Annotated in this window: 18 protein-coding genes; 7 read left to right on the plus strand and 11 right to left on the minus strand. The window is 69.8% G+C overall.

All coding sequences use genetic code 11. The features are described from left to right. The first annotated feature begins 53 nt into the window (after window positions 1–53). Both AC1PK7_RS16340 and AC1PK7_RS16345 read left to right on the plus strand, forming a co-directional pair. Window positions 54–1,445, plus strand: coding sequence for a GntP family permease (locus AC1PK7_RS16340; RefSeq protein ID WP_481098816.1), 1,392 nt, complete (start codon window positions 54–56; stop codon window positions 1,443–1,445). Window positions 1,446–1,571: 126 nt separating this feature from the next. Then, window positions 1,572–3,584 carry a bifunctional DedA family/phosphatase PAP2 family protein gene (locus AC1PK7_RS16345; RefSeq protein WP_481098817.1) on the plus strand — a complete coding sequence of 671 codons (2,013 nt, stop codon included), beginning with the start codon at window positions 1,572–1,574 and terminating at the stop codon, window positions 3,582–3,584. 72 nt (window positions 3,585–3,656) lie between these two features. Here the strand turns inward: AC1PK7_RS16345 and AC1PK7_RS16350 are convergent, their stop codons facing one another. The 4 genes from AC1PK7_RS16350 to AC1PK7_RS16365 form a co-directional block, all read right to left on the minus strand. Beyond that, a complete protein-coding gene (locus tag AC1PK7_RS16350; protein WP_481098818.1) occupies window positions 3,657–4,139 on the minus strand; it encodes a protease inhibitor I42 family protein in 483 nt (160 codons plus the stop codon). 275 nt (window positions 4,140–4,414) lie between these two features. Continuing rightward, complete coding sequence (locus tag AC1PK7_RS16355; protein WP_019802480.1) at window positions 4,415–4,996, minus strand: LON peptidase substrate-binding domain-containing protein; 582 nt, start codon at window positions 4,994–4,996, stop codon at window positions 4,415–4,417. Window positions 4,997–5,024: 28 nt separating this feature from the next. Further along, complete coding sequence (gene mpl, locus AC1PK7_RS16360; RefSeq protein ID WP_481098819.1) at window positions 5,025–6,464, minus strand: UDP-N-acetylmuramate:L-alanyl-gamma-D-glutamyl-meso-diaminopimelate ligase; 1,440 nt, start codon at window positions 6,462–6,464, stop codon at window positions 5,025–5,027. Between the two features lie 534 nt (window positions 6,465–6,998). Then, window positions 6,999–7,562, minus strand: coding sequence for an adenylate kinase (locus AC1PK7_RS16365; protein ID WP_209230549.1), 564 nt, complete (start codon window positions 7,560–7,562; stop codon window positions 6,999–7,001). A 145-nt stretch (window positions 7,563–7,707) separates the two neighbouring features. Here AC1PK7_RS16365 and AC1PK7_RS16370 point away from each other — a divergent pair, with 145 nt between their 5' ends. Together AC1PK7_RS16370 and AC1PK7_RS16375 are read left to right on the plus strand one after the other, a co-directional pair. Further along, window positions 7,708–8,964 (plus strand): 6-phosphofructokinase, encoded by a 1,257-nt coding sequence (locus AC1PK7_RS16370; RefSeq protein WP_481098820.1) that lies wholly within the window; start codon window positions 7,708–7,710, stop codon window positions 8,962–8,964. 190 nt (window positions 8,965–9,154) lie between these two features. Further along, window positions 9,155–9,472 carry a DUF6434 domain-containing protein gene (locus AC1PK7_RS16375; RefSeq protein ID WP_481098821.1) on the plus strand — a complete coding sequence of 106 codons (318 nt, stop codon included), beginning with the start codon at window positions 9,155–9,157 and terminating at the stop codon, window positions 9,470–9,472. A gap of 163 nt (window positions 9,473–9,635) precedes the next feature. On the opposite strand, the gene AC1PK7_RS16380 is transcribed toward AC1PK7_RS16375, so the two are convergent. Next, window positions 9,636–10,175 (minus strand): hypothetical protein, encoded by a 540-nt coding sequence (locus tag AC1PK7_RS16380; RefSeq protein WP_481098822.1) that lies wholly within the window; start codon window positions 10,173–10,175, stop codon window positions 9,636–9,638. A 257-nt stretch (window positions 10,176–10,432) separates the two neighbouring features. On the opposite strand from AC1PK7_RS16380, the gene AC1PK7_RS16385 reads away from it, so the two are divergent. Further along, the gene (locus tag AC1PK7_RS16385; RefSeq protein ID WP_017910504.1) at window positions 10,433–12,460 is read left to right on the plus strand and encodes a sodium-translocating pyrophosphatase; all 2,028 of its coding nucleotides are present in this window, start codon (window positions 10,433–10,435) and stop codon (window positions 12,458–12,460) included. Window positions 12,461–12,518: 58 nt separating this feature from the next. On the opposite strand, the gene AC1PK7_RS16390 is transcribed toward AC1PK7_RS16385, so the two are convergent. Next, window positions 12,519–13,007, minus strand: a complete 489-nt coding sequence (locus tag AC1PK7_RS16390; protein WP_481098823.1) for a hypothetical protein — start codon at window positions 13,005–13,007, stop codon at window positions 12,519–12,521. 198 nt (window positions 13,008–13,205) lie between these two features. Here AC1PK7_RS16390 and ppa point away from each other — a divergent pair, with 198 nt between their 5' ends. Together ppa and AC1PK7_RS16400 are read left to right on the plus strand one after the other, a co-directional pair. Then, window positions 13,206–13,739: an inorganic diphosphatase gene (ppa, locus tag AC1PK7_RS16395; protein ID WP_010343376.1), complete on the plus strand. Its 534-nt coding sequence runs from the start codon at window positions 13,206–13,208 to the stop codon at window positions 13,737–13,739. Window positions 13,740–13,897: 158 nt separating this feature from the next. Next, a complete protein-coding gene (locus AC1PK7_RS16400; RefSeq protein ID WP_010343377.1) occupies window positions 13,898–15,013 on the plus strand; it encodes an HDOD domain-containing protein in 1,116 nt (371 codons plus the stop codon). Between the two features lie 609 nt (window positions 15,014–15,622). On the opposite strand, the gene AC1PK7_RS16405 is transcribed toward AC1PK7_RS16400, so the two are convergent. The 5 genes from AC1PK7_RS16405 to thiC form a co-directional block, all read right to left on the minus strand. Beyond that, window positions 15,623–18,478, minus strand: coding sequence for a TonB-dependent receptor (locus tag AC1PK7_RS16405; RefSeq protein ID WP_481098824.1), 2,856 nt, complete (start codon window positions 18,476–18,478; stop codon window positions 15,623–15,625). 49 nt (window positions 18,479–18,527) lie between these two features. Next, window positions 18,528–19,424, minus strand: coding sequence for a helix-turn-helix transcriptional regulator (locus AC1PK7_RS16410; RefSeq protein ID WP_010343379.1), 897 nt, complete (start codon window positions 19,422–19,424; stop codon window positions 18,528–18,530). Between the two features lie 120 nt (window positions 19,425–19,544). Next, on the minus strand, window positions 19,545–21,824 hold the full coding sequence (locus AC1PK7_RS16415; RefSeq protein ID WP_481098825.1) for a winged helix-turn-helix domain-containing protein: 2,280 nt from the start codon (window positions 21,822–21,824) through the stop codon (window positions 19,545–19,547). A gap of 306 nt (window positions 21,825–22,130) precedes the next feature. Beyond that, on the minus strand, window positions 22,131–22,796 hold the full coding sequence (locus AC1PK7_RS16420) for an ion channel (protein WP_481098826.1): 666 nt from the start codon (window positions 22,794–22,796) through the stop codon (window positions 22,131–22,133). Between the two features lie 153 nt (window positions 22,797–22,949). Continuing rightward, window positions 22,950–24,827 carry a phosphomethylpyrimidine synthase ThiC gene (thiC, locus tag AC1PK7_RS16425; protein WP_481098827.1) on the minus strand — a complete coding sequence of 626 codons (1,878 nt, stop codon included), beginning with the start codon at window positions 24,825–24,827 and terminating at the stop codon, window positions 22,950–22,952. Window positions 24,828–24,851 lie beyond the last annotated feature (24 nt).

Here is a 24,851-nt window from a genome sequence, read left to right on the forward strand (position 1 = left end):
CTCGGGCGGCGGCGCAGGCTAAGCTGGCGGCCGATTCACGCGACAGCGCTCCCATGAGTTCCAACGACCTGTCCCTGCTGTTCACCGCGCTCTTCAGCGTCATCGCCCTGGTCCTGCTGATCGTGGCGCGCCCGAAAGTGCATCCGCTGCTGGCGCTGCTGCTGGTGTCGCTGCTCACCGGCCTGGTCGTCGGCATGCCGATGGACGCGCTGCTGCACGCCGTCGCCACGGGCGCGGGCAAGACGCTGGGTGCGGTCGGCCTGGTGGTGGCGCTGGGCGCGATGCTCGGCAAGCTCCTGGCGCAAGCGGGGGTGACCGACACGCTGGCCAACGCGATCCTGCGCCGCGCCTCGCCACGTACGCTGCCCTGGGCCATGGCCGGCGTGGCCTTCATCGTCGGCATTCCCATGTTCTTCGAAGTCGGCCTGGTGATCCTGCTGCCGCTGATCTTCGGCGTGGCCCGCAAGCTGGAAGCGCAGCGCCAGGTCAACGGTTCGGCCTATGCCTACGTGGGCGTCCCGGTCATCGCCGCCCTCGCCGCCATGCACGGCATGGTGCCGCCGCACCCCGGCCCGCTCACGGCCATCGCCACGCTGGGAACCAGCGTGGGCGCCACCATGCTCTATGGCTTCATCGCGGCCATTCCCGCCATCGTCCTGGCCGGACCGCTGTATGGGCGCTACATCGCGCGGCACATCCAGGCCGAACCGGATGCGGCGCTGCTGGCGCAGTACGCGTCGGCCGCCGCCGCGGACGGTGGCGCGTCCGCACAACGCACGCCGCCCGCCTTCGGTCTGGGTGTGCTGGCGGCGTTGGCGCCGGCCCTGCTGATGCTGTGCCATGCCGTGGCCGAGATGCTGTTGCGCAAGGAGTCGGCCGTCCTGCATGCCACGGCCTTCGTCGGCCATCCCATCGTCGCGATGCTGCTCGGCGTGCTGTTCGCGCAGGTCGCGTTGCGGCCGGGCGCGCCGGCCGCGCTGCGCAAGACCCTGGGCGACAGCGTCAAGCCGGTGGCCGGCGTGCTGCTGATCATCGCCGGCGGCGGCGCCTTCCAGCAGGTGCTGACCGATGCGCACGTGGGCGATGCGATCGTGCACATGAGCCAGCAGCTGGCGCTGTCGCCGCTGCTGCTTGGCTGGCTGATCTCGATGCTGCTGTCGGTGTCCACCGGCTCGGCCACCGTCGGCGTGGTCGGCGCCGCCGGGCTGCTGGCGCCGCTCGGCAGCGCCGAGCCCACGCTCAACCTGCCGTTGCTGGCGCTGTCCATCGGCTGCGGCTCGCTGTTCTTCAACTACGCCAACCACGCCGGCTTCTGGCTGGTGAAGGAATCCTTCGGCATGAGCATGGGCGAAGCCACCAAGACGATCTCGGTGGTGCAATCCATCGTGGCGCTGGTGGGCCTGGGCATGGTGCTGCTGCTGAACCTGCTGCCGCCGTTGGCGTGACCCGCGGCGACGGTCTCGCCGCCTCGCCTCCGTCCGGCGGCAGCGCAGGCAGGCCCAGGGACCGGTCACGATCGGCCGCGCGGTCGCTTGCACGGACGGTCATCGTGCTCCCCCTATAATCGCCCCATGAATGCCTCATGGACCGATGCCACGCTGGAGTGGATCGCAGCACACCCCATCCTGGCCGGCGCGGTCATCTTCGCCATCGCGTTCTGCGATGCGGTGATCATCCTCGGCACCCTGGTGCCGGCGCTGCCGCTGCTGTTCGCGATCGGCGTGCTGATCGGCCTGGGCCAGATCTCCGGCCCGTACGCGGTGGTCAGCGCCGCGCTCGGCGCGCTGATCGGCGATGCGCTCAGCTACTGGGTCGGCTACCGCTGGGGCGACCGGTTGCGCACCTACTGGCCGTTCAAGCGCTACCCGCAGCTGCTCGACCGCGGCGAGGCGATGTTCCGCCGCAATGCCTTCAAGAGCATCCTGGTGGCGCGCTACGTCGGCGCCATCCGCCCGTTCGTGCCGGCGGTGGCGGGCATGATGAAGATGCCGCTGCGGCGCTACCTGCTGCCCAGCAGCGTGGCCGCGGTGACCTGGGCGCTGCTGTTCCTCGGACCGGGCTGGCTGCTCGGCCAGGCCTACGACGCAGTGGCCGCGGTCGCCGGGCGCCTGTTCCTGGTGGTGGGACTGCTGGCGCTGGCGCTGGGCCTGGTGTGGGCGATCGTGCTGTACGGCTACCGCTGGTCGGCCGGGCACATGGACGCGCTGCTGGCGCGCGGCCTGGACTGGTCGCGCCGGCACCCGGTGCTGGGCCGCTATTCGATCGCGGTATTCGATCCGCAGCGGCGCGAGTCGGTGCCGCTGGCGATGCTGGCGGTGATGCTGCTGGCGCTGGGCTGGGGCTGGTTCGCGCTGCTGATGGTGGTGGTGGCGCACGGCGAGCCGCTGCGCCTGGACCTGGCGGTGCACGACCTGATGCTGGCCTTGCGCAACCCGCTGGCCGACTACCCGATGACCGCGCTGGCCTCGCTGGGCGACTGGCAGGTGCTGCTGCCGCCGACCGCATTGGGCCTGCTGTACCTGGCCTGGCGCCGGCGCTGGATGGCCGCGGCGCACTGGCTGGCGGCACTGGCGTTCGGCCTGGCCCTGACCAAGCTGCTCGGCACCACGGTGCACGTGGTGCGGCCGCCTGCGGCCAGCAGCGGTTTCGGCTTTCCGTCGGTGGCGGTGACCATGGCCACGATCAGTTTCGGTTTCTTTGCGGTGCTGATCGCGCGTGAACTGCCGGGGCGCTCGCGGGTCTGGCCTTATCTGCTGTCCGGCGCGGTGGTGACCCTGATCGGCTTCGCCCGCCTGTACCTGGGCGCGCACTGGCTCAGCGACGTGGTCGGCGGCATGCTGTTCGGCATCTTCTGGCTGCTGGTGCTGGGCATCGCCTACCGCCGCCGCTTCAACCGCGGGTTCTGGATGAAGCCGCTGGCCTGGCTGTTCTATGGCGGCTTCGCGATCGCCGCGCTGTGGTATGCGCCGCGCCAGCTGGAACGCAAGCTGGCCAAGTTCGAACCGCCGCCGCCGCAGGTGACGCAACTGGCGGATGCGGCCTGGTGGCAGCGCGACTGGCGGCAATTGCCGTCACGGCGCAACGAGTTCGACGACGACCAGCGCTGGCCGCTGGACATCCAGGTGGCCGGACCGCTGGCGCCGCTGCAGCGCCAGCTCGAAGCGGCCGGCTGGCGCGTGCAGCCGCAGGCCGGCTGGCAGCAGGCGCTGCAGTTGCTCGACTACAAGGCCACGCCGGCGCAGGTGCCGGTGCTGCCGGCGACGCTGGACACGCGCGTCGAGTCGCTGCTGATGCTGCGCCCCGGCCCGAATCCGGACGAGCTGTACGCGCTGCGCCTGTGGCCGGCGCCGGCGCGCCTGCAGCCGGGCAACGTGCCGCTGTGGCTGGGCAGCGCGCAGAGCCTGCGCTACGAGCGCCACGTCAACCTGATCGGCCTGTGGCGCCCGCTGCGCGGTGCCGATCCGGCGCTCAACGCCGTGACCGAGGCGCTGCACGCGCTGCCCACGCGCAAGGACATGCACCGTCGCAGCCAGATCCCGGTGCTGCTGGTGCGCAGCGACGGCGAGGCGCCGCCGTCGCCCTGAGCGGCGTCGGCGCCCTTCGCGCTGCTGAACGATCAGCGCCGTCCTGCCTGCGACTGCAGGCAGTGGTGGCGGCTACTTCACCTCGACCCGGATCGAACGCGAGTCGGTGGCGCGATCTTCCCAGTGCCGGGAGTAGATGAGATCGATCGTGCCGCCACCGTGATCGGTGGCCTTGAAGGTGTAGGTGACAGTGCTGGGGCAGCCCATGCGGCCCGTGGCGCAGGCCGTGCCCGGCGCATGCTCGACGTCGAGCAGCGACAGCGGCGCGGGCAGGCTGCGCAAGGCCCAGGCGCTGCCGGTCGAGCCGTTCTCGGTGAGGGTGATGGCGAACAGTTGCCCGCGCTGCAGGGCGAACGGTTTCATCGACGGCGTCAGGCAGGTCTTGGGCGACACTTGATCGGCATTGCCGGTGACCAGGGCGATTGAGCCGCGCGGGCAGTCGGCCTGGCCGGCTGCGGCAGCCGGCGCGGGCGCGGGGGAAGTCTCGGCGGCGATGGCGGGCAGGTTCAGGCCGCCGCCAGCGGACAGCAACAACAGCAGGAAGGAACGCTTCATACGAAGTCCTCGATCGTGCGTGGACAGGACGTCAGGCCGCCAGGGCGGGATGCCGTTGCCGGCAGCCGGGCGCGGCCGCCGATCGCTGCCAAGCGTGGCCTGCGCCTGCTAGCGGTGCGCTGAATATCGCGTGCGGGGCGCAGGTCGGCGCCCTGGCCGCTGCGCGAGTGCAGCGTGCGGCGATCGTGGTTGCTGGGGCGCTCGGCCGCGCCGATGCCGCGCCGCCGTGTTCCGCATGCAGAGCGGGACGGCGCAGCCGCCCTCGCCTGCCTCGCTCACGGAATCCAGGCCAGCAACTGATCCAGCCGCGCGTGCGGGTCGTCTTCCTGCAGCAGCGACAGGCGCTGGCGTTCGTCCAGCGGCAGCAGTTCGGCCATGCGCCAGCCGACCCAGGCGGCCTGGTCGAGCTGGCGCGGACCGGCCAGTGGGTACACCGCGGCGGCCTGGTCGAGGATGCTGTCGAGTACCGTCGCCAACAGCGCGTGCTGCGGACGCAGTTCGTCGTCGCCATCGGCCTCGCGCCATTCCACGTCGCCGACCACCAGGCCGTTGTCGCGGACCCGGCTGCGCAGCACGTGGAAGCGCCGTGCGCCGCGCAGGCTCAGCACCAGCACGCCATCGGCGCCGACATCGAAATCGACGATGCGCGCCTCGGTGCCGAACGCCGCCGGCACCGCCGGGGCGCCGGTCTCGCTGCCGTCCAGGATCAGGCACACGCCGAAGCCGCTGTCGGTGCGCCCGCACTCGCGGACCAGGTCCAGGTAGCGGCGCTCGAACACCCGCAGCTTGATCGCGGCCCCGGGCAGCAGCACCGCGTGCAGCGGGAACAGCGGCAGCGTGGTCCGCTGCGGGCTCACGCGCCGGCTCCGCCGTGCCCGGCCGCGCTCATTGCAGCGCGGCCAGAAAGCGGCGCGGCGCGCCGTCGAAGCCGCCGTTGGACATGAACACCACGTGGTCGCCGGCGCGCGCCTGCGCCTGCAGCGCGGCCAGCAAGCCGTCCACGTCGGCCGCCGCGCAGGCCTCGCCGCGCACCGCGGCGATCACCTTGCCGGCGTCCCAGGCCAGCTCCGGCCGCTGCAGGAACACCACCGCGTCGGCGGCCTCCAGCGACGGCGCCAGCGCCTGCGCATGCGCGCCCAGCCGCATCGAATTGCTGCGCGGCTCCATCGCCACCACGATGCGCGCGGCGCCGACCTTGGCGCGCAGGCCTTCCAGGGTGGTGCGGATGGCGGTGGGATGATGGGCGAAGTCGTCGTACACGGTGATGCCCTGCGCCTGGCCGAGCACTTCCAGGCGCCGTTTGACGCTGCGGAAGCGCGCCAGCGCCGGCATCACCTGCGCCGGCGCCACGCCCACCGCATGGGCGGCGGCCAGCGCGGCCAGCGCGTTCATCACGTTGTGGCGGCCGAGCAGCGGCCAGTCCACCTCGCCCAGTTCGCGGCCCTGGTGCAGCACCGCGAAGCGGCTGCCGTCGGCGGCGATCAGGCGTGCGCTCCAGTCGAAGGCCGGATCGAAGCCGAAACGCTCCACCGGCGTCCAGCAGCCCATCGCCAGCACCTCGCGCAGATGCGCGTCCTCGCCATTGACGATCAGCCGCCCGCGGCGCGGCACGGTCCGCACCAGATGGTGGAACTGGCGCTGGATCGCGGCGACGTCGGGGAAGATGTCGGCGTGGTCGTATTCGAGATTGTTGAGGATCGCCACCAGCGGCCGGTAGTGCACGAACTTGCTGCGCTTGTCGAAGAACGCGGTGTCGTACTCGTCGGCCTCGACGACGAACAGCGGGCGGCCCGCTAGGGCCGGCCCCTGATGTCCTTCTCCCTCCGGGAGAAGGTGGCGCGCAGCGCCGGATGAGGGTTGGGCGACCGGCAACCCCAGCCGCGCGGACACGCCGAAGTCCTCGGCCACGCCGCCGATCAGAAAGCCCGGCTCGCGCCCGGCCGCCTGCAGCAGCCAGGTCAGGATGCTGGTGGTGGTGGTCTTGCCGTGGGTGCCGGCCACCGCCAGGGTGTCGCGCCCCGGCAGTACCTGCTCGCTCAACCATTGCGCGCCGGAGGTGTAGGCGCGCCCGGCGTCGAGCACCGCCTCCACCGCCGCGTTGCCGCGCGACAGCGCGTTGCCGACGATCACCTGGTCGCAATCCGCGGCGATGTGCTCGGGCAGGTAGCCCTGCTTCAGCGCGATGCCCAGGAGTTCCAGCTGCGTGGACATCGGCGGGTAGATCGCCTGGTCGCTGCCCTCGACCGCATGGCCGAGTTCGCGCGCCAGCGCGGCGACACCGCCCATGAACGTACCGGCGATGCCGAGAATATGGATCTTGCTCATGGTCCGATTGTCGCCGATCCCCCGACGCACGCAAACCGGCGCAGGCGCGGCCGTTGGCCGTGGCAGGCAGGCTGCGGGGCCGATCCGGGGCAACCGTGGCGCGACGCCGTCAAGTAGGGAATCCCCCACATCCGCTGAGGAAAGTCCCCGATAGGCAAGTCGGGAGCCGACGCCGAGAATGAACGGGCCAGCCTCGACACCCTGTGGTTCTACTCCCCAAGAGACCATCCCCAAGGGAGCTCATGTCGTGGGGCCCTGAGCAAGCCCGTTCGCTGGCACCTTATTTACTGAGCTCGCCGCCATGGCAAGCGGCATGCGCGCCCACGGCCGATCACTCGCTACGCCGCGGCGGGAGACAACCTTACCTTCGTAGGAGCGGCTTCAGCCGCGATGCGCATTTCCGGTAAAGCCCGTCGCGGCTGAAGCCGCTCCTACGGGTGCTGCGCGTCGTGACTGGGAGACGCGCAACTGTCCGGGATCCCGCGCCATCTGCACGTCCGGCGCCCGCTGCGAGCGCCGGCGTGCCGGGCCGCCTCAGCGGCCGATCGCCGCCAGGATGCGGGCGAGCACCTCGTCCAGCGAGCCGACGCCATCCACTCGCGCCAGCGTGCCGCGCTTGTCGTAGAAGCCGATCACTGGCGCGGTCGAATCGGTGTAGACCTGCAGGCGCTTGCGCACCGACTCGGGATTGTCGTCCTCGCGGCCTTCGGCCTTGGCGCGGCCGGCGATGCGCTCGACCAGCAGCTCGTTGGCCACGTCCAGTTGTACCACCGCGTCCAGCGGCTGGCCGATCTTGGCCAGCAGGTCGTCCAGCGCCGAGGCCTGGGCCAGGTTGCGCGGGTAGCCGTCGAGGATGAAACCGTTGGCGACGTCGTCGCGGCCCAGGCGCGATTCGAGCATGCCCAGCAGGATGTCGTCGGAGACCAGGTCGCCGCGCGCCATCACTTCCTTGGCCTGCACGCCCAGCGGGGTGCCGGCGGCGACTTCGGCGCGCAGCAGATCGCCGGTGGAAATGTGCGGGATCTGCAGCTTGTCCTTCAGGCGGGCCGCCTGCGTGCCCTTGCCCGATCCGGGCGGTCCCAACAGAACCAATCGCATCAACCTGACTCCTCGAGGAAAGTACCGTGCGCGGCCGGCGGCGTTAGACTCGGGGGCCACGCCTGCGCTGCACCGCTAGATCCCCAGCTTACCGCATCCGGGCAATGTCCCGGCAATGTCCCCACCCCAGGAGCGAACCCCGACCATGGCCCAAGGCACCCTGCTGTACGCCCAGTCCGGCGGCGTCACCGCCGTCATCAACGCCAGCGCCGCCGCCGTCATCGGCGAAGCGCGGGCGCGCAAGGTCAAGGTGCTGGCCGCGCGCAACGGCATCCTCGGCGCGCTGCGCGAGGACCTGATCGACACCTCCAAGGAGTCGGCGGCGGCCATCGCCGCGCTGGCCCACACCCCCGGCGGCGCGTTCGGCTCGTGCCGCTACAAGCTCAAGTCGCTGGAGGCCGATCGCGCCAAGTACGAGCGCCTGCTGCAGGTGCTGCAGGCGCACGACGTGCGCTACTTTCTCTACAACGGCGGCAACGATTCGGCCGACACCGCGTGGAAGGTGTCGCAGCTGGCGCAGGCGTTCGGCTACCCGCTGCACTGCATCGGCGTGCCCAAGACCATCGACAACGACCTGGCGGTCACCGACACCTGCCCGGGCTTCGGCTCGGCGGCCAAGTACACCGCGGTGTCGGTGCGCGAGGCGGCACTGGACGTGGCGGCGATGGCCGAGACCTCGACCAAGGTATTTGTCTACGAAGCCATGGGCCGCCATGCCGGCTGGCTGGCCGCCGCCGCCGGGCTGGCCGCGCAATCGCCGGACGACGCGCCGCAGATCATCCTGTTCCCCGAACGCGCCTACGACGAGGCCGCGTTCCTGGCGCAGGTGCGCAAGGTGGTGGACAGGGTCGGCTGGTGCGTGGTGGTGGCCAGCGAGGGCATCCAGACCGCCGACGGGCGCTTCGTCGCCGATGCCGGCGGCGGCACCGATGCGTTCGGGCACAGCCAGCTCGGCGGCGTGGCGTCCTACCTGGCCGGCAAGGTCAAGGCCGAACTGGGCTACAAGGTGCATTGGACCCTGCCCGACTACCTGCAGCGTTCGGCCCGCCACCTCGCCTCCCGTACCGACTGGGAGCAGGCTCAGGCCGTCGGCAACGCCGCGGTGCAGTTCGCGCTGAAGGGCATGAACGCGGTGATGCCGGCGATCGTGCGCAGCAGCGATGCACCGTACCGCTGGAAGATTGAGGCGGCCCCGCTGTACAAGGTCGCCAACCACGAGAAGAAGATGCCCGCCGGATTCCTGCGCAAGGACGGCTTCGGCATCACCGAGAAGGCGCGCCGTTACCTGCAGCCGCTGATCCGCGGCGAAGCGCCGTTGCCCTACGGCACGGATGGGTTGCCCAAGTACGTGGCGCTGAAGAACGTGGCGGTGAAGAAGAAGCTGCCGGCCTGGGAGGGGTGACAGCGCGGCGCAGGATCGTCATGGCGTCATCTCGGCGCATGCCGTCGCGCGCGGCATGGCGCCATTCGCGCCGGCGTCCGCAGGCGCTGCGCGTGACGATCGAGGGACGCGACAAGAGGGTGCACAGCGCCGGCGCCTCCGGCGCCGATGCCGGAGTTTCCGGAGCTTCCGAGAAGACGGGACAACCAGGATGCGCGACACGCACGAAGATCCGACCAGCGCGTCCAACCGCATGCACTTCGATTGGCACAGCGACACCATCACGCGCGCGACGCCGGTGGATGGGCGCTACCGCAACACGCAGAATGTGCGTCGTTTTCTCGTTGCGGCATGCGGCGACGGCTTCGCCTTCGATCGCGCGTTCATGGCGTGGATCCGCAATGGTGTCGCCAAGACCATGGGCGATGTCGCCGACGAATGGCGGCGGCGGCATACCGGCGCAGCTGCGCGCGATGTGGCGTCGCCCGTTGCGCACGCCGCAGGCGATGGGTCGGCGACGATCAAGTAGCGCGAGACAGCCGCGCGCATGTCCCTGGGTACCGGTTTACGCAGACGCCGATGGCGCGCATGTGCCATGTGCGTGACACGACAGGTCCGTCACCATCATGCAAACCTGCGGCCCGTGCCGCGCGGCAGGCGACACGGGCGAGGCTGTCATCCAAGCCGCACACTCAGCGGCAGGCCTTGCCCTCCACGGTCATCTGCGCGGTGAACTGCGGCACCTGCGGGACCTTGCCGGCGGCCGCCTGCTGCTTGGCCTCTTCGAGATAGATGCGCGACTGGCCCTGGCCATCGCGCTCGGTATTCAGCGCGACCGGCTTGCGCCACACCCGCACCACCGCCTGCTGCGAGGGACAGGCCGCGCTGGGCACGCGGATCAGATCGTTGAACTTCCAGCCGGTGGCCTCGCTGGGCTTGGCCTGGTCGAACTCGACCAGCCTGGCGCGCGGCTGGCAGGTGGGGCTGCTGCGCACCGCGGAGAACCGGTAGGGCTGCGCCGTATCGCCGGTGTACTCGCCCTCGAAGCGCACGCAGGCCTCGGGGATCTGGCGGATGGTGTGCACCACCCCGACCGCCTGCGGCGCGCTGGCCGGGCGTTGCAATTCGGGGGTCGGATCGGCGGCCGCCGCGGCCAGCGGCGCCAGCGCGTACAGGGCGATGGCCAGGATCGAAGCGCGTGCGCGCAGCCTTGGGGAAAGCGTCGTGTGCATCGGAGGGCTCCTGGGAAGCGATGCGCCACGCTGCCATGCGCAGACTGAACCGGACGCCAAAACTGCGATGCCCTGCCGGGTCGCTGGCGGCAGCACCGAGCCAGGCGCATACTCGCCCACGTCCAGGCCAGATGACATTGCGATACGCACCAGCGGCGCGCGTTGTGGCCGCGGAGTCGTTGCATGCTTCAGCTCCTACGGTGTGATCCCGCGGTACGTCCAACGCTTGGGCGCCATCCACATCCTTGGGAGGGGTCATGCTGGAACGATATGCGGTCACCGTGGCACTGGCGTGCGCGGCTCTGGCGGTGCTCTACGGCATCGTCTCCACGCGCTGGATCCTGGCGCAACCCGCCGGCAACGAACGCATGCGGCAGATCGCCGATGCGATCCAGGAAGGCGCCCGCGCCTACCTCAACCGCCAATACCTGACCATCGCCATCGCCGGCGCGGTGCTGCTGGTGCTGGTCGGCGTTTTCCTGAGCTGGTACACCGCCGGGGGCTTCGCGATCGGCGCGGTGCTGTCCGGGGTCGCCGGCTACATCGGCATGAACCTGTCGGTGCGGGCCAACGTGCGCACCGCCGAGGCGGCGCGGCGCGGGCTGGCGCCGGCCATGGCGGTGGCGTTCCGCGGCGGCGCGATCACCGGCATGCTGGTGGTGGGCCTGGGCCTGATCGGCGTGGCCGGCTACTACGGCCTGCTGCAGTGGCTGGGCCACAGCGTCGGCGACAGCCTGCATGCGCTGGTCGGCCTGGCTTTCGGCAGTTCGCTGATCTCGATCTTCGCGCGCCTGGGCGGCGGCATCTTCACCAAGGGCGCCGACGTCGGCGCGGACCTGGTGGGCAAGGTCGAGGCCGGCATCCCCGAGGACGATCCGCGCAACCCGGCGGTGATCGCCGACAACGTCGGCGACAACGTCGGCGACTGCGCCGGCATGGCTGCCGACCTGTTCGAGACCTACGCGGTCACGGTGATCGCGACGATGCTGCTGGGCGGGCTGATGGCCGCCGAGGCCGGGCGCAACGCGGTGCTGTATCCGCTGGTGCTGGGCGGGGTGTCGATCGTCGCCTCGATCGTCGGCACCTTCTTCGTGCGCGTGCGCCCCGGCGGCTCGATCATGGGCGCGCTGTACAAGGGCGTGGTGGTCTCGGCGGTGCTGGCGGCGCTGGCGTTCTGGCCGGTGACCCAGCAACTGATGGGCGACACCGCCGCCGGTGCCGGCAAGCTCTACGGCTGCGCGCTGATCGGCCTGGCGCTGACCGGGCTGATCGTGTGGATCACCGAGTACTACACCGGCACCCAGTACAAGCCGGTGCAGCATGTGGCGCAGGCCTCGACCACCGGCCACGGCACCAACATCATCGCCGGGCTCGGCATCTCGATGAAATCCACCGCGCTGCCGGTGATCGCGGTGTGCGCGGCGATCTGGGGCGCGTTCGCGCTGTCGGGCCTGTACGGCATCGCCATCGCCGCCACCGCGATGCTGTCGATGGCCGGCATGATCGTGGCGCTGGACGCCTACGGCCCGATCACCGACAACGCCGGCGGCATCGCCGAGATGGCGGAACTGCCGCCGGAGGTGCGCGCGGTCACCGACCCGCTGGACGCGGTCGGCAACACCACCAAGGCGGTGACCAAGGGCTATGCGATCGGCTCGGCGGCGCTGGCGGCGCTGGTGCTGTTCGCCGACTACACCCACAACCTGCGCGCCGCGCATCCCACCGAGACCTTCGCCTTCGACCTGTCCGACCACACGGTGATCATCGGCCTGCTGATCGGCGGCCTGATCCCGTACCTGTTCGGCGCGATGGCGATGGAAGCGGTGGGCCGCGCCGCCGGTGCGGTGGTGGAGGAAGTGCGGCGGCAGTTCCGCGAGATCGCCGGGATCATGCAGGGCACCGGCAAGCCGCAGTACGACCGCGCGGTGGACATGCTGACCCGCTCGGCGATCCGCGAAATGATCGTGCCCTCGCTGCTGCCGGTCGCGGTGCCGATCGTGGTCGGCCTGTTGCTGGGCCCGCGCGCGCTCGGCGGCCTGCTGATCGGCACCATCGTCACTGGCCTGTTCGTGGCGATCTCGATGACCACCGGCGGCGGCGCCTGGGACAACGCCAAGAAGTACATCGAGGACGGCCATTTCGGCGGCAAGGGCAGCGAGGCGCACAAGGCCGCGGTGACCGGCGACACCGTCGGCGACCCGTACAAGGACACCGCCGGACCGGCGATCAATCCGCTGATCAAGATCATCAACATCGTGGCGCTGCTGCTGGTGCCGCTGCTGTAGCTGAATGGACAGCGGGCGCCGGCGACATGCCGACGCCCGCTGCGCATGCGCGTCGTGGCTACAGGCAGTCGATCAACCCGTCGTTGATGCTGCGCTCGCTGTGCGGCAGCGGCGCGAACAGCGGTCGCTCGCCCGACAGCGCCGCGTACAGCGCGTGCAACCGGGTCTGCGGCTGCAGCGGCGTGCGGCAGTGCCACAGCCGCGCATCGACCACCACCTGGCCGGTGTCCGGGTCGACGCTGGCCTCGCTGGCGGCGAAGCTCCACAGGCACTCGCCGATCACCCCGTCGCGCTGACGCACCGAGCAGCGATAGCGCAGCGGCCGGTAGTCGCTGTAGTCGCCTTCGCAGAAGGTGTCGCCGCAGAGCTGGTCGAAGTCGTGCGCCAGCCGTCGCTCCAGGTCGGCGAACGCCTCCCAGCCTTCGCCGGGCGCTGGGTAGTCCATTGCATCCACATACCTCGGCGCCGCCTGCTGCGCCTGCGCAGCGCCGCAGGCCAGGACCAGCACCGCCAGCAGCGGCCATATCGATCGCCGGATTCCGTTCATCGTCTTGCTCCTTGATGGGGGACAGTGGCCACAGGGTCGCCGCCCCCGAGGACCGGCACCATCGGAATGCGCCCCATGCGGGCCGGTATGGAGTCCGAAACCGCTGTAGGAATCCTCCGAAGCGCCGTGCGCTGCATTGCAACAGCCAACCGACTAGAATGCCTGCCTCTTTAGAAGCCACTCCACTGGAGCTAGCGCATGGGTCTGGAACTGGTCACCTCCGGCAAGAACCTGCCGGAAGAAATCAACGTCGTCATCGAAATCCCCAAGGATTCCGAGCCGGTCAAGTACGAAGTGGACAAGGCCAGCGGCGCCATCTTCGTCGACCGCATCCTCTCCACCCCGATGCGCTACCCCTGCAATTACGGCTACGTGCCCAACACCCTGTGCGGCGACGGCGACCCGGCCGACGTGCTGGTGGTGCTGCCGCTGCCGCTGGTGCCCGGCTGCGTGGTGCGCTGCCGCCCGGTCGGCGTACTGAAGATGAGCGACGAGGCCGGCAGCGACGAGAAGATCCTGGCGGTGCCGGTGGCCAAGGTGTTTCAGGGCTACGCGCACATCGAGGACATCACCCAGGTGTCCGGCCACTGGATGGAGCGCATCGGCCACTTCTTCGAGCACTACAAGGATCTGGAGAAGGGCAAGTGGGTCAAGCTCGACGGCTGGGGCAATGCCGAAGAGGCCAAGCGCATCCTGCGCGAGTCCGTGACCCGTTACGAAGCCGGCGCCTGAGCCGCGCGGCCGAGGCGGGGCGCCTGCCCCGCCACGGCTGATCCGTTTCACGTTTTGCCGTTGCCGGGGCGCCGCGCTTCGGGGTTTGCGGTACATTGCGTCATGGCATCAGCGAGCCCGGTCCGTCCGCGATCCGGCTCTTCTTGGGGGACAGTCTCTTGCGCATCCTGTTCGTCGGCGACGAAGCCAGCCTTCCGTCCGAAGTCACTGAATACATTCGCGATCTGGGCGACGACTGGCAGGTCCAGAGCGTCGCCGACGGCAATGCCGCGATCGCCGCGGCAGCCACCGTGCGCCTGGATGCGGTGATCGCCGCGCCGACGCTGCCGGACCTGACCACCGCCACCCTGCTCGGCCAGATCCGCACGCTGAGCCCCGAAACCATCCGCATCGCGCTGATCGAGGCCGAACAGAGCAACCGTGCGCCGCCGGCGCGGATCATCGGCGTGGCGCACCGGTTCCTGCCGCTGCCACTGTCGCCGGAGATGCTGCTGGAGGCGGTGACCAGCCTGGAAGAACTGCAGGAACTGCTGGGCAACCCGCGCCTGCGCTCCAGCATCGGCCGCATCGAGAAGCTGCCCTCACCCCCGCATCTGTACCTGAGCCTGATGCACGCGCTGGAGCAGGACGAAGGCAGCAACGCCGCCGACCTGGCCAAGCTGGTCTCGGCCGACCCGGCGATTGCGGCCAAGGTGCTGCAGCTGTGCAATTCGGCGTTCTTCTCCAACGGCCGCACCATTTCCGACCTGCGCACCGCCGTCACCCGGCTGGGCACCGCCACCCTGCGCGACCTGGTCCTGGCCAGCGAAGTGTTCTCGGTGCAGGCGCTGTCCAACGCCGAGCGCAACGCGCTGCAGCAGCGCTCGCTGCTGGCGTCCAAGCTGGCCGCGAAGATGCTGCCGGCGTCCAGCGTCGAACTGGGCTCGACCGCGGCGCTGCTGGCCGACATCGGCCTGTTGCTGCCGGGCGTGCGCGACGAGCGCGAGCCGCCCGTCGATGCCGACGACGCCCGCCCGGGCCACGCCGAGGCCGGTGCCTACCTGCTCGGCCTGTGGGGCCTGCCGATGCCGATCATCGAGGCGGTGGCCTTCCATCGCCAGCCGCAGCGCTCCAGCACCCGCAGCTTCTGGGTCACCGGCGCGGTACACGTGGCGATGGCCCTGGCCAGCGGCTCGGAGGTGGACGAGGAGTACCTGTCCAAGACCGGCATGCTGAGCAAGCTGCCGACCTGGCGCGAACACGCCGAAAACCTGATGGGGCTGACTTCGGCCTGAGCCGACCGTGGCGCACGCGGCCTCCTGTCGCGTGCGCCGAATGGCGCTTGCCGTCCCCAGCGTCCTCGCTGCCGCTGACACGCGCCTTTCGGCGCCTCTCGCGCCGACACCGCGGCCCGCCAGTCGCTCGATCCACACGACGGCCCGCACGCGCCCCTGCAGCGGTGCGACGACTGCGCCATCCCGCGTCGCGGCGAGAGCCGTGCCGTGCGAGCGCATAGTGGCCACAAGAGGAACCGCGCCAGGGCATTCCCCACGACGACGCGAAGCGTGCTGTCGTAGGAGCGGCTTCAGCCGCGACAGTCACCCCGGCGCAGCCCGTCGCGGCTGAAGCCGCTCCTACGGCAAAGCAATTGCATCCGGCCACAGCGCGTTCTTGGGGTGGGCCCTGACGCCTCGATCGCCGGCACGCGGTGCCAATCACCTTGCGTCGCATCGCCACCGGTCGCCGGAGCATAGCGACGCGGACGCAAGGAAGCGCCGGCCATGTCCCGCGCCCCAGCTCGCCAACCGCCTGCCCGCCGCCCGGCACACCACGTCACACGCGCCGCGCAGGCACAAAAAAAGACGGGCCTTGCGGCCCGTCTTCGTGTCACACAGACAACTGCATCAGAAGCGCTGGGTGTACTTCATGTACACGTAGCGACCGATGTCGAAGCCGCCGTAGTAGGCGAAGCTGCTGTCCGGGGCCGAGTACATCAGCGGACCGCGGTGGTCGAACACGTTGTTCGCACCGATGGCGATCGTCGCGTCCCACGGCGCCTTCCAGTTGACCTGCAGGTCGTGGAAGGTGTTGGAACCGGTGTGACGCAGCGGATCGGATTCGCCGTTGGCGAAGTGGTCCGGCGCATCGCAGTAGTCCGTGGCCAGCGAGATGCAGCTTTCCTTCATGCCGGAGTAGTAGCGCAGGGTGTAGTTCACACCGAAGTCGCCCATCGTCCAGTTCACGCCCAGGTTGGAGCGCACGCGGAAGATGCCCGGCTCGCCCACGCGGCCGATGGTGATGTTGTCGCCCGCGGCGTTCTGGCCGGCTTCGTCGTACTTGCTGACGTAGCTGGTCTGCCAGTCGATCATGATCTTGCCGAACGCCATTTCCGGCAGACGGTAGCGGATGCCCAGATCGTAGCCTTCGGTCTCCATCTGGCCGAGGTTGGCCACGCCGTAGGTCATCGCCGAGATGTGGCCGTCGGCGGCGCGGGTCACGCCGGCGCAGCGCTCGGCATTGCCCAGCACGTAGCAGTCGCGCAGGATGCGGTCCACGCTATCGGCGATGATCATGTCCTTGATCTCGTAGCGGTACCAATCCAGCGAGATGTCCAGGCCCTGCACCCAGCGCGGGCTCCACACCAGACCGGCGGTCTTGCTGGTGGAGGTTTCCGGCTTCAAGTTCGGGTTGGAGCCGCTGATGAACTCGTCCGGGGTCTGGCACGGATAGGTGGTGCACGGCACGTAGCCCTGGCCCAGCTGGGTGTAGCCGACCGGCACGCCGGCCGCGGAACACGCCGCATTGCCGTTGACGCTGTTCGGCGCGCCCACGCCGCACGGATCGACGTACGACTCGAAGCTGCTGCTCAGGCCGCCGTACAGATCGCTGATCGTCGGCGCGCGGAAGCCCTCGGCATAGGTGCCGCGGACCAGCAGCTCGTCGATCGGCTTCCAGGTGAAGCCGAACTTGGAGTTCACCGTGTCGCCGAAGTTGCTGTAGTCCGAGTAGCGGCTGGCCAGGTTCAGGGTCAGCTGCTTGGCGAACGCCATGTCGGCCAGGATCGGCACGTTCAACTCGAGGTAGAACTCGTCCAGATCGTAGTTGCCGGAGGTGGTCTTGGCGCCAAGGCCGGTGCTCTCACCCGACTGCGCGAAGGCGTCCGGCGAGAAGCGGCCTTCTTCCTTGCGGTGCTCGTAGCCGACCGCAACGCCGAGGTCGCCCGCCGGCAGCGTCGCCAGGGTGCCGCTCAGGTTGGCGGTGTAGCTGGTGGTCTTGGTCAGGCCGGTGTCGGTGAAGTACGGGAACAGGAAGGCCTGGGTGTCCGGATCGGCCAGCGAGCCCGGGCCGGCCACGCCGTACGGCAGCAGCGGGTTCCACGGACGGCAGCTGCTCAGCGACACCGGCGCGGCGGCGGTGCCGCACTGGGCGACGCCGTTGGCGTTGATGAAGGACGAACCCAGCGCCTGGCGCGCCGCGATCAGGCTCATGTCGCCGTGACCGGTCTTGGTGCTCTCGTTGCGGTTCCACAGCGCACCGACGTCCCAGTCCCAGGTCTTGTCGGCGAACTCGAAGGAGCCGCTGATGGTCGGCGCGAAGCGCGTGGTCTTCAGCTTGCTCTCGGTGGTGCGCGGCACTTCCCACAGGCGGCGGCGGAAGTCGATGTCCTGGCCGATCGGGTTGAACGCGCTGTCGGCAGCCAGCGGGGTGCCGAACGCGGCGGACTGGTACGGATAGCCGGCGATCTGCTGATCGGTGGTGCGCTCGTTGTAGAGCACGTCGGCGTTGAAGACGATGGAGTCGGTCAGGTCGTAGTTGGCGTTGGCGAACACCGACTTACGCTCGATGCCGGTCTGCACCATCATCTGCTGGTTGGAGTTGGCGCGCTCGGCCGCCGTCAGCGGGTGATAGTCGGCCGGGTTGTTCGGGTTGCCGCCCTGGTTCAGGGTCTGCCACACCGCTACGCTCGGATCCGAGCAATCCACGGTCAGCGGGTTGCACCAGCTGCCGTTCTGGCTGATCGGGCTCCAGCTGCTCGGGGTGGAGTTCGGACCGCGGCTGCCGTCGCGGCTGAACCAACGGTTCTTGGCGAACACCGGATCCTGCTTGGAGTACTCGGCGGTCAGCGCCACGCCACCGCGCTCGCCCTGGGTGCCGATGGTGAAGGAGTACTGCGAGGTCTTGCCGTCGCCTTCGCCGAACTGGCCGAACTCTGCGGAAACCTCGGCGCCGTCGAAGCGCTTGCGGGTAATGATGTTGACCACGCCGGCGATGGCGTCGGAACCGTAGATCGACGAGGCGCCGTCCTTCAGCACTTCGATGCGCTCGATCGCCGCCATCGGCACCTGGCTCAGATCCTGCAGGCCGGAGGTGGTGGCGCCCAGGCGCTTGCCGTTCAGCAGCACCAGGGTGCGCTCGGCACCGAGGTTGCGCAGGTCGACGTAGTAGCCGCCGACGTTTTCGCCGGACGCCAGCGCGTCGGCGCGCGAGATGGCCGGGGAACCGGCCGAGGTCAGGTTCTGCAGCACGTCGGCGACCGAGGTGTAACCCTGGCGCTCCAGCGCCTGGCGGTCCAGGGTCAGGATCGGCTGCTGGGTTTCGACGTCGGCGCTGCGGATGCGCGAACCGGTGATTTCGATCCGGTCCAGCGTGGTGGTGGACGAGGCGGCGGCTTCTTGCGCGCCGGCAATCGCCGGCGTCAACGCGATCGCGATGCTGGCGGGCAGCAAGCCCAGCCGCACTGCGGGAGTGCGAAGGTTCATCAATCTCTCCAGGGTAACGTTAGGGGCGTGTTAAGACGCCCTCGGCACGTTACGTTCCGGTGAGCGCGGCTGCTTTGCCGCTGCCGCTTGCAGACTTTGCCGATTCTGGCGGCACGGGATTGCCGTGGCGATATTGCGAGGCCGAGACCCCGAAACGCGCACGGAACGCCCGCGCGAAGCTGCAGCAGTTGTCGAATCCGCTGGCGGCGGCCACCTCGCCGATCATCATCGTGGTGTCGCGCAGCAGGTCCGCCGCACGCTCCAGGCGCAGGCGCGCCGACAGCGCCTGCGGGCTTTCCTCGTACAGGGTCTGGAACGTCTTGGACAGGTACCAGCCGGAGAAGTTGGTCAGCTCCGCCAGTTCGCTGATCCGCACCACGCGGTCGCGATGGCCGTCCAGATACAGCCGCGCGCGCTGCATGCGCCCGAACACCTGGCGCTTGCGCATCCGCGAGCGTCCCGGGCAGCGCTGCACGCGGCGCGACAACTCGCCCTGCATGGAGGCCAGGTGCAGCAGCACCGGCCGCATCGCCAAGGCATCGCCGGGCCGCGCCGCCGCCTGCCGCCACAGCCGCAAGGCGGTGCGCGTCTCGCGCAGCGACAATTCGCCGCGCCCCGCGTACAGGGTCTCGTCGGCCATCCGCCCAAGGGCCTTGAGCGCCTCGCCGTCCAGGCTCAGGCCGATGCTCAGGCCGTCGCGGTCGGTCTGCAGCAGCGGCCGCGAGTCGCGCTCGAAGGCCAGCCACTGGCCGCGGCGCAGGGCGAAGCGCCCCTCCTTGGCCTCGATCCAGGCGCTGCCGCGCAGCTGCAGCCAGACCGTGAAGGCATTCGCCGACGCCTGCACGCTGGCCAGGCGCGCCGCGCCCAGACAGGCCGGCCCGGCCGGCGCGTCGTCGGCGTCCAGCACCAGTTGTTGTCCATGATCGACCAGGAAAGATTGCCGCATCCGAGCACCCGTTTGACGTAAACCGATGCGCAGTCTTTGCCGAATGTGGCGGCAGGTCAGGACGTCTTGGCGATAGTTGTCCGAAATCGCCACGATGCCCTTACGAACAACTTACGATGCTTATTTTTCTTTCCGGATCAACCAGTTGTGCGAGATCGTCGAGAACCACTCGGGCTGTTCGCGCATGCGGATGAAGCCGATCTCGCTGCCATCCTCGACCGCCAGGGCGACATAGGCGTCGCCGCTGCGCGGGTCGATGCTGAAACCGTTGATCGCACTGAAGTGGTCGCGGTCCAGGCACACGCTGGCATCGCGGCCGCCGTCGATGCGCGCCATGCGGCTGGCGCATTCGCTGGTCTGGAACAGGTAATGCACCGCCCCGTCGGCGCCCACCGCCCAGCTGCGGTAGCGCCACAGCGAGGGCAGGCCGTCGTCCACGGCCCGCACGCTGGCCAGGTCCAGGCTGGCATCGGCGCGCCACAGGCCGCTGCGCGCGAGCCGGGTGAACAGGATCTGCCCGTTGGCCGGATCGATGCGGATCTGCGACACGTCCGGCAGGGTGGCCAGGGGCCGCCAGGGCACCGCACGCCGGTCGTACAGCTGCAGACGGGTGCGACCGTTCTCGCCCAGCAGCACCAGCAACTGCCCGGGCTCGGCGGTGTACAACGCCTGCAGCGGCTCGCCGGCCGGCACCGGCAGGGCCGACACGCTGCCGGACTGCGGCCGGACCTCGTAGATCGCCGAGTGCCCCTGCGCGTCGCGGCCGCTGACCAGCAGCGCCTGGCTGTCGGCCGACCACGCCAGCGGCTGCCGGGTCTCCGGCCGCACGCCCTCGATCAGCCGCAACGAGGCCGGCTGGGTCACGTCGCCCCACCACAGCGCGTAGCTGCCGTCGCGATCGGAGGTGAAGGCGAGCTGGCGCCCGTCGGGCGCGATGCTCGGCTGCCCGTCGCGGCCGGTGGAGGCGAACAGCCGCTGGCGTTCGCGCGGCACGTCCGTCGCCCGCGCCGGGATGCGGTACACGGCGAATTGCGGACGCCGGTGCACGAACGCCAGGCTGCCGCCATCGCGGGCCAGTCGCGGCGCCTGCGCATCGCTCAGGCCCAGGTCGCGCAAGCGCCGGGTCTGGGTGTCCAGGCGGTACAGCCGGGTCTCGCCATCGACCCGGCGCCCGAACACGATGCCCTCCCCGTCGCGCGCCCAGTCCCAGCCGCGGATCTCGGCGAACTCATGGGTCAGCGGCTCGGCGATACCGCCGGCGGCCGGCACCCGCCACAGCCCGCCCATCTGCGGATTGCGCACGAAGGCGATCCATTTGCCGTCCGGCGAGTAGCGCGGCGCGTAATCGAAATCGCCGGCGCCCACCGGATAGTCCAGCGCCGTCCAGCGCCCGCTGCCCAGGTCCAGCACGCGGATGCCGCGTGCGGCCTGGCGGCCGCCCAGGCTGCCGAAGATCAGGCCGCGGCCGTCCGGCGTCCAGTCGAAGCTGAGCAACTCGCTGTCGTCGCAGCGCGCGACCTCGCGGGCGGGCGCACGGCCGTCGGCCTGGACCAGCATGACCCGGCACTGCCGGTCCGCACCCAACCGGGCGAAGGCGATCTGCGTGCCATCGGGCGACCAGGTGGGCAGGCGGTCGGACGCGCCGCGGGCCGGCACCCCGAGCGAGCGCGGAGGGGTGCTGCCGGTGGCGCCGCTGGTCGGCTGGATGAGCAACTGTGTGCCGTCGCTGCCGTTGCTGCGTGCGGCATACGCCACCTGCGCACCATCCGGTGACAGCGCCGGCTCCAGCTTGAATCCGGACAGGGTGGTGATCAGCCGATACGGCCGGCTGGGGCTGCCCAGCACGCGCTCCTGCTCGGCGCTGTCGGCAGGCGCGGCCGCGGGGCGCGCGAACCACCACCAGAAGGCCAGCGCCAGGACCAGCATCGACGCCGCGCCCGCGGCGGCGGCCAGCCATGACGGCGGACGCCGCCGCGCCGCAGGGGCGATGGCGATGGCCGGGGCGACGGGGGCCGCCGTGTCCTCGGCGTGGTCCGTGTCCGGCGACGCAGCCGAAACCGCGCCGGTCTCGGCCTCGACATCGGGCAAGGCCTGCACCGGCGCCACCAGGCGATAGCCGCTCTTGGCCAGGGTCTCGATGTACACCGGCGACTCGCCACGCACGCCGGCGGCGAAGGCCTTGCGCAACTGGGTGATGGCCTGGGTCACCACGTCGTTGGTCGGCTGCGTGTCCGGCCAGACCTGCGCCAACAGCGCCTCGCGTTCCACCACCTGGCCCGGTTGCGCCAGCAGCACCCGCAACACGCCCATCGCCTTCGGCGTGAGCCGCTGCGGCCGGCGCGCGCGCGGCGCGTGCACTTCGCGCAACGACAGCAGCACCAGGCAATCGCCGACCTGCATCCGTTGCGGAAGCGTCGGTATGGCGGACGATGGAAACGACATGTTGGACAACAAGGAAAACGCCGTGACGGAAATGCCGCAGATGCGGCGGCAACGCGGCCACGCGTGGCCCCGCGGCGGGAGCCAACGAGCAAACTCGGCAAAACGAGGCAGCGGATGTCGCCAAGCGCGACATGTCACTGGATTCTACTCTAGTCATCGCCGCCGCCAACCGCGACGACGCATTCAGGCTCTCTCTCCGCCGACGAAATTCACATAATCGCTCCATGACTGCGCGCCCCTGGGCGCGCTTTTTTTACGCCACGTTCACGCTTTCATGTGGCGTGTGACGCTGAGCCCAATCAGCCGCGATACCACCAGGGCGATGTACATCACCCCTGCGAACTGCTCGAGCATCACCAGCGCCCGCGCGAACGGCTGCACCGGCACCACGTCGCTCAGGCCCACGCCGGAGAGCACGCTGAAGCTCAAGTACAGCAATTCCATCCAGGTCCGCGGCGAGGACGCGTCCACGGCCGCGGTGAAGCTGCCCGGCCACCATTGCTGGCACACCGCGAAGACGAACGCGAAGGCCCAGGCCAGCAAGGTGAAGGTGGCACCGGCGGCATACAGTTCGTCGCGGGTGACCACATGGTCCTGCAGCATGTAGGCGATCAGGCTGGCGGCGGTATAGAAGTACAGCAGGCTTTCCAGCAACTGCGCCCACGCGGTCATCGCCGGATTGCCGAGCAGGGCCGCGGCGATCGACAGCGCCACCGACGGCAGCGCCAGACAACAGGCGATCCACAGCGCCGTGGGTCCGCGGTTGACCACCCAAAGCGCCAGCGACAGCACCACGATGCCGAACGCACCGAACAGCGCGCGCCCGGCCGCCGTGTCCTCCATCCAGGGATACAGCAGCACGCCCAGCAACTGCACGCCGAGCAGCAGCGCGGACGGATGGCGACGCAGCGCGAACGCATAGCGCAGCATGGGACATTCCCTGTGGCGACCAGCGCGCATGATAGACGGGCGCGTGCATGGCGCCGTCGTCACGACCGAAGATGCCGGCCGCACCTGCCGTGCGAGCGCACGGCAGGCGTGGCATTGGACTGGCGCATGCGCACACGCGCCGACCGCCACAGGTCACTCGGCGCGGTACACCTGCGCGCCGGCCGCCAGGAACTGCGCCGATTTTTCCGCCATGCCGGCGTGCAGCGCGGCCTCGGCGTCGACCCCGTGTTCGGCGGCGTAGTCGCGCACGTCCTGGGTGATCTTCATCGAGCAGAAGTGCGGCCCGCACATCGAACAGAAGTGCGCCAGCTTGTGCGCGTCCTTGGGCAGTGTCTCGTCATGGAACTCGCGCGCCTTCTCCGGATCCAGGCCGAGATGGAACTGATCGTCCCAGCGGAACTCGAAGCGCGCCTTGGACAGGGCGTTGTCGCGCACCTGCGCACCCGGGTGGCCCTTGGCCAGGTCCGCGGCGTGCGCGGCGATCTTGTAGGCCATGATGCCGTCGCGCACGTCGGCGCGGTTGGGCAGGCCCAGATGCTCCTTCGGCGTGACGTAGCACAGCATCGCGGTGCCGAACCAGCCGATCATCGCCGCACCGATGGCGGAGGTGATGTGGTCGTAACCCGGGGCGATGTCGGTGGTCAGCGGCCCCAGCGTGTAGAACGGCGCCTCGCCGCACTCGCGCAGTTGCTTGTCCATGTTCTGCTTGATCAACTGCATCGGCACATGGCCGGGGCCTTCGATCATGGTCTGCACGTCGTGCTTCCAGGCGACCTTGGTCAACTCGCCCAACGTCTCCAGTTCGCCGAACTGGGCGGCGTCGTTGGCGTCGGCGATGCAGCCCGGGCGCAACCCGTCGCCCAGCGAGAAGGCCACGTCGTAGGCCTTCATGATCTCGCAGATCTCTTCGAAGTGGGTGTAGAGGAAGTTCTCGCGATGATGCGCCAGGCACCACTTGGCCAGGATCGAGCCGCCGCGCGAGACGATGCCGGTGACGCGTTTTGCGGTCAGCGGCACGTAGCGCAGCAGCACGCCGGCATGGATGGTGAAGTAGTCCACGCCTTGTTCGGCCTGCTCGATCAGGGTGTCGCGAAAGATCTCCCAGGTCAGCTCCTCGGCACGGCCGTCCACCTTCTCCAGCGCCTGGTAGATCGGCACGGTGCCGATCGGCACCGGCGAATTGCGCACGATCCATTCGCGGGTTTCGTGGATGTGCTTGCCGGTGGACAGGTCCATCACCGTGTCCCCGCCCCAGCGGATCGCCCACACCAGTTTCTCCACTTCCTCGGCGATGCCGGAACTGACTGCGCTGTTGCCGATGTTGGCGTTGATCTTGGTCAGGAAGTTGCGGCCGATGATCATCGGCTCGCTTTCCGGATGGTTGATGTTGCACGGCAGGATGGCACGCCCGCGGGCGATCTCGTCGCGCACGAACTCGGGCGTGATCTGCTGCGGGATCGCGGCGCCGAACGCCTCGCCGGGATGTTGTACGCGCAGTTGCGCATCGTGCAGGTCGTGCAGGCGCTGGTTCTCGCGGATCGCCACGAATTCCATTTCCGGGGTGACGATGCCGCGCCGCGCGTAATGCATCTGGGTGACGTTGGCGCCATCGCGGGCGCGCCGCGGCAGGCGCCGTGCGGGGAAGCGCACCGCCTGCAGGCGCGCGTCGTCCTCGCGCGCGCGGCCGAACTGCGAACTGAGCCCGGCCAGCGCCACGCTGTCGCCGCGCTCGGCGATCCAGGCGGCGCGCAGCGGCGCCAGGCCGGCGCCGAGATCGATCCGCGCCTGCGGGTCGGTGTAGGGCCCGGAGGTGTCGTAGACGGTGATGGGGGCGTTCTCCTCGCCGCCGAACACGGTGGGCGTGCGGGTCAGCGCGATCTCGCGCATCGGCACCTGCAGGTCGGCGCGCGAGCCCTGCACGAAGATCTTGCGCGAACCGGGGATCGGGCGGGTCACCGCCGCGGACAAGGTGTCGGTCTGCTGCTGCAGCGGGTTGGGTACGGCGTTCATCGGCGTTCGTCCTGGTTGGGTGAC

The organism is Xanthomonas sp. NCPPB 3174 (assembly GCF_056725205.1).

Bases quoted from the DNA above. Each gene is read 5' to 3' on its own strand.
- AC1PK7_RS16365 (WP_209230549.1), bottom strand. From the start codon at position 7,562: ATGCGATTGGTTCTGTTGGGACCGCCCGGATCGGGCAAGGGCACGCAG.
- AC1PK7_RS16340 (WP_481098816.1), top strand. From the start codon at position 54: ATGAGTTCCAACGACCTGTCCCTGCTGTTCACCGCGCTCTTCAGCGTC.
- AC1PK7_RS16345 (WP_481098817.1), top strand. From the start codon at position 1,572: ATGAATGCCTCATGGACCGATGCCACGCTGGAGTGGATCGCAGCACAC.
- AC1PK7_RS16385 (WP_017910504.1), top strand. From the start codon at position 10,433: ATGCTGGAACGATATGCGGTCACCGTGGCACTGGCGTGCGCGGCTCTG.
- mpl (WP_481098819.1), bottom strand. From the start codon at position 6,464: ATGAGCAAGATCCATATTCTCGGCATCGCCGGTACGTTCATGGGCGGT.
- thiC (WP_481098827.1), bottom strand. From the start codon at position 24,827: ATGAACGCCGTACCCAACCCGCTGCAGCAGCAGACCGACACCTTGTCC.
- AC1PK7_RS16380 (WP_481098822.1), bottom strand. From the start codon at position 10,175: ATGCACACGACGCTTTCCCCAAGGCTGCGCGCACGCGCTTCGATCCTG.
- AC1PK7_RS16405 (WP_481098824.1), bottom strand. From the start codon at position 18,478: ATGAACCTTCGCACTCCCGCAGTGCGGCTGGGCTTGCTGCCCGCCAGC.
- ppa (WP_010343376.1), top strand. From the start codon at position 13,206: ATGGGTCTGGAACTGGTCACCTCCGGCAAGAACCTGCCGGAAGAAATC.
- AC1PK7_RS16415 (WP_481098825.1), bottom strand. From the start codon at position 21,824: ATGCAGGTCGGCGATTGCCTGGTGCTGCTGTCGTTGCGCGAAGTGCAC.
- AC1PK7_RS16410 (WP_010343379.1), bottom strand. From the start codon at position 19,424: ATGCGGCAATCTTTCCTGGTCGATCATGGACAACAACTGGTGCTGGAC.
- AC1PK7_RS16375 (WP_481098821.1), top strand. From the start codon at position 9,155: ATGCGCGACACGCACGAAGATCCGACCAGCGCGTCCAACCGCATGCAC.
- AC1PK7_RS16420 (WP_481098826.1), bottom strand. From the start codon at position 22,796: ATGCTGCGCTATGCGTTCGCGCTGCGTCGCCATCCGTCCGCGCTGCTG.
- AC1PK7_RS16350 (WP_481098818.1), bottom strand. From the start codon at position 4,139: ATGAAGCGTTCCTTCCTGCTGTTGTTGCTGTCCGCTGGCGGCGGCCTG.
- AC1PK7_RS16370 (WP_481098820.1), top strand. From the start codon at position 7,708: ATGGCCCAAGGCACCCTGCTGTACGCCCAGTCCGGCGGCGTCACCGCC.
- AC1PK7_RS16390 (WP_481098823.1), bottom strand. From the start codon at position 13,007: ATGAACGGAATCCGGCGATCGATATGGCCGCTGCTGGCGGTGCTGGTC.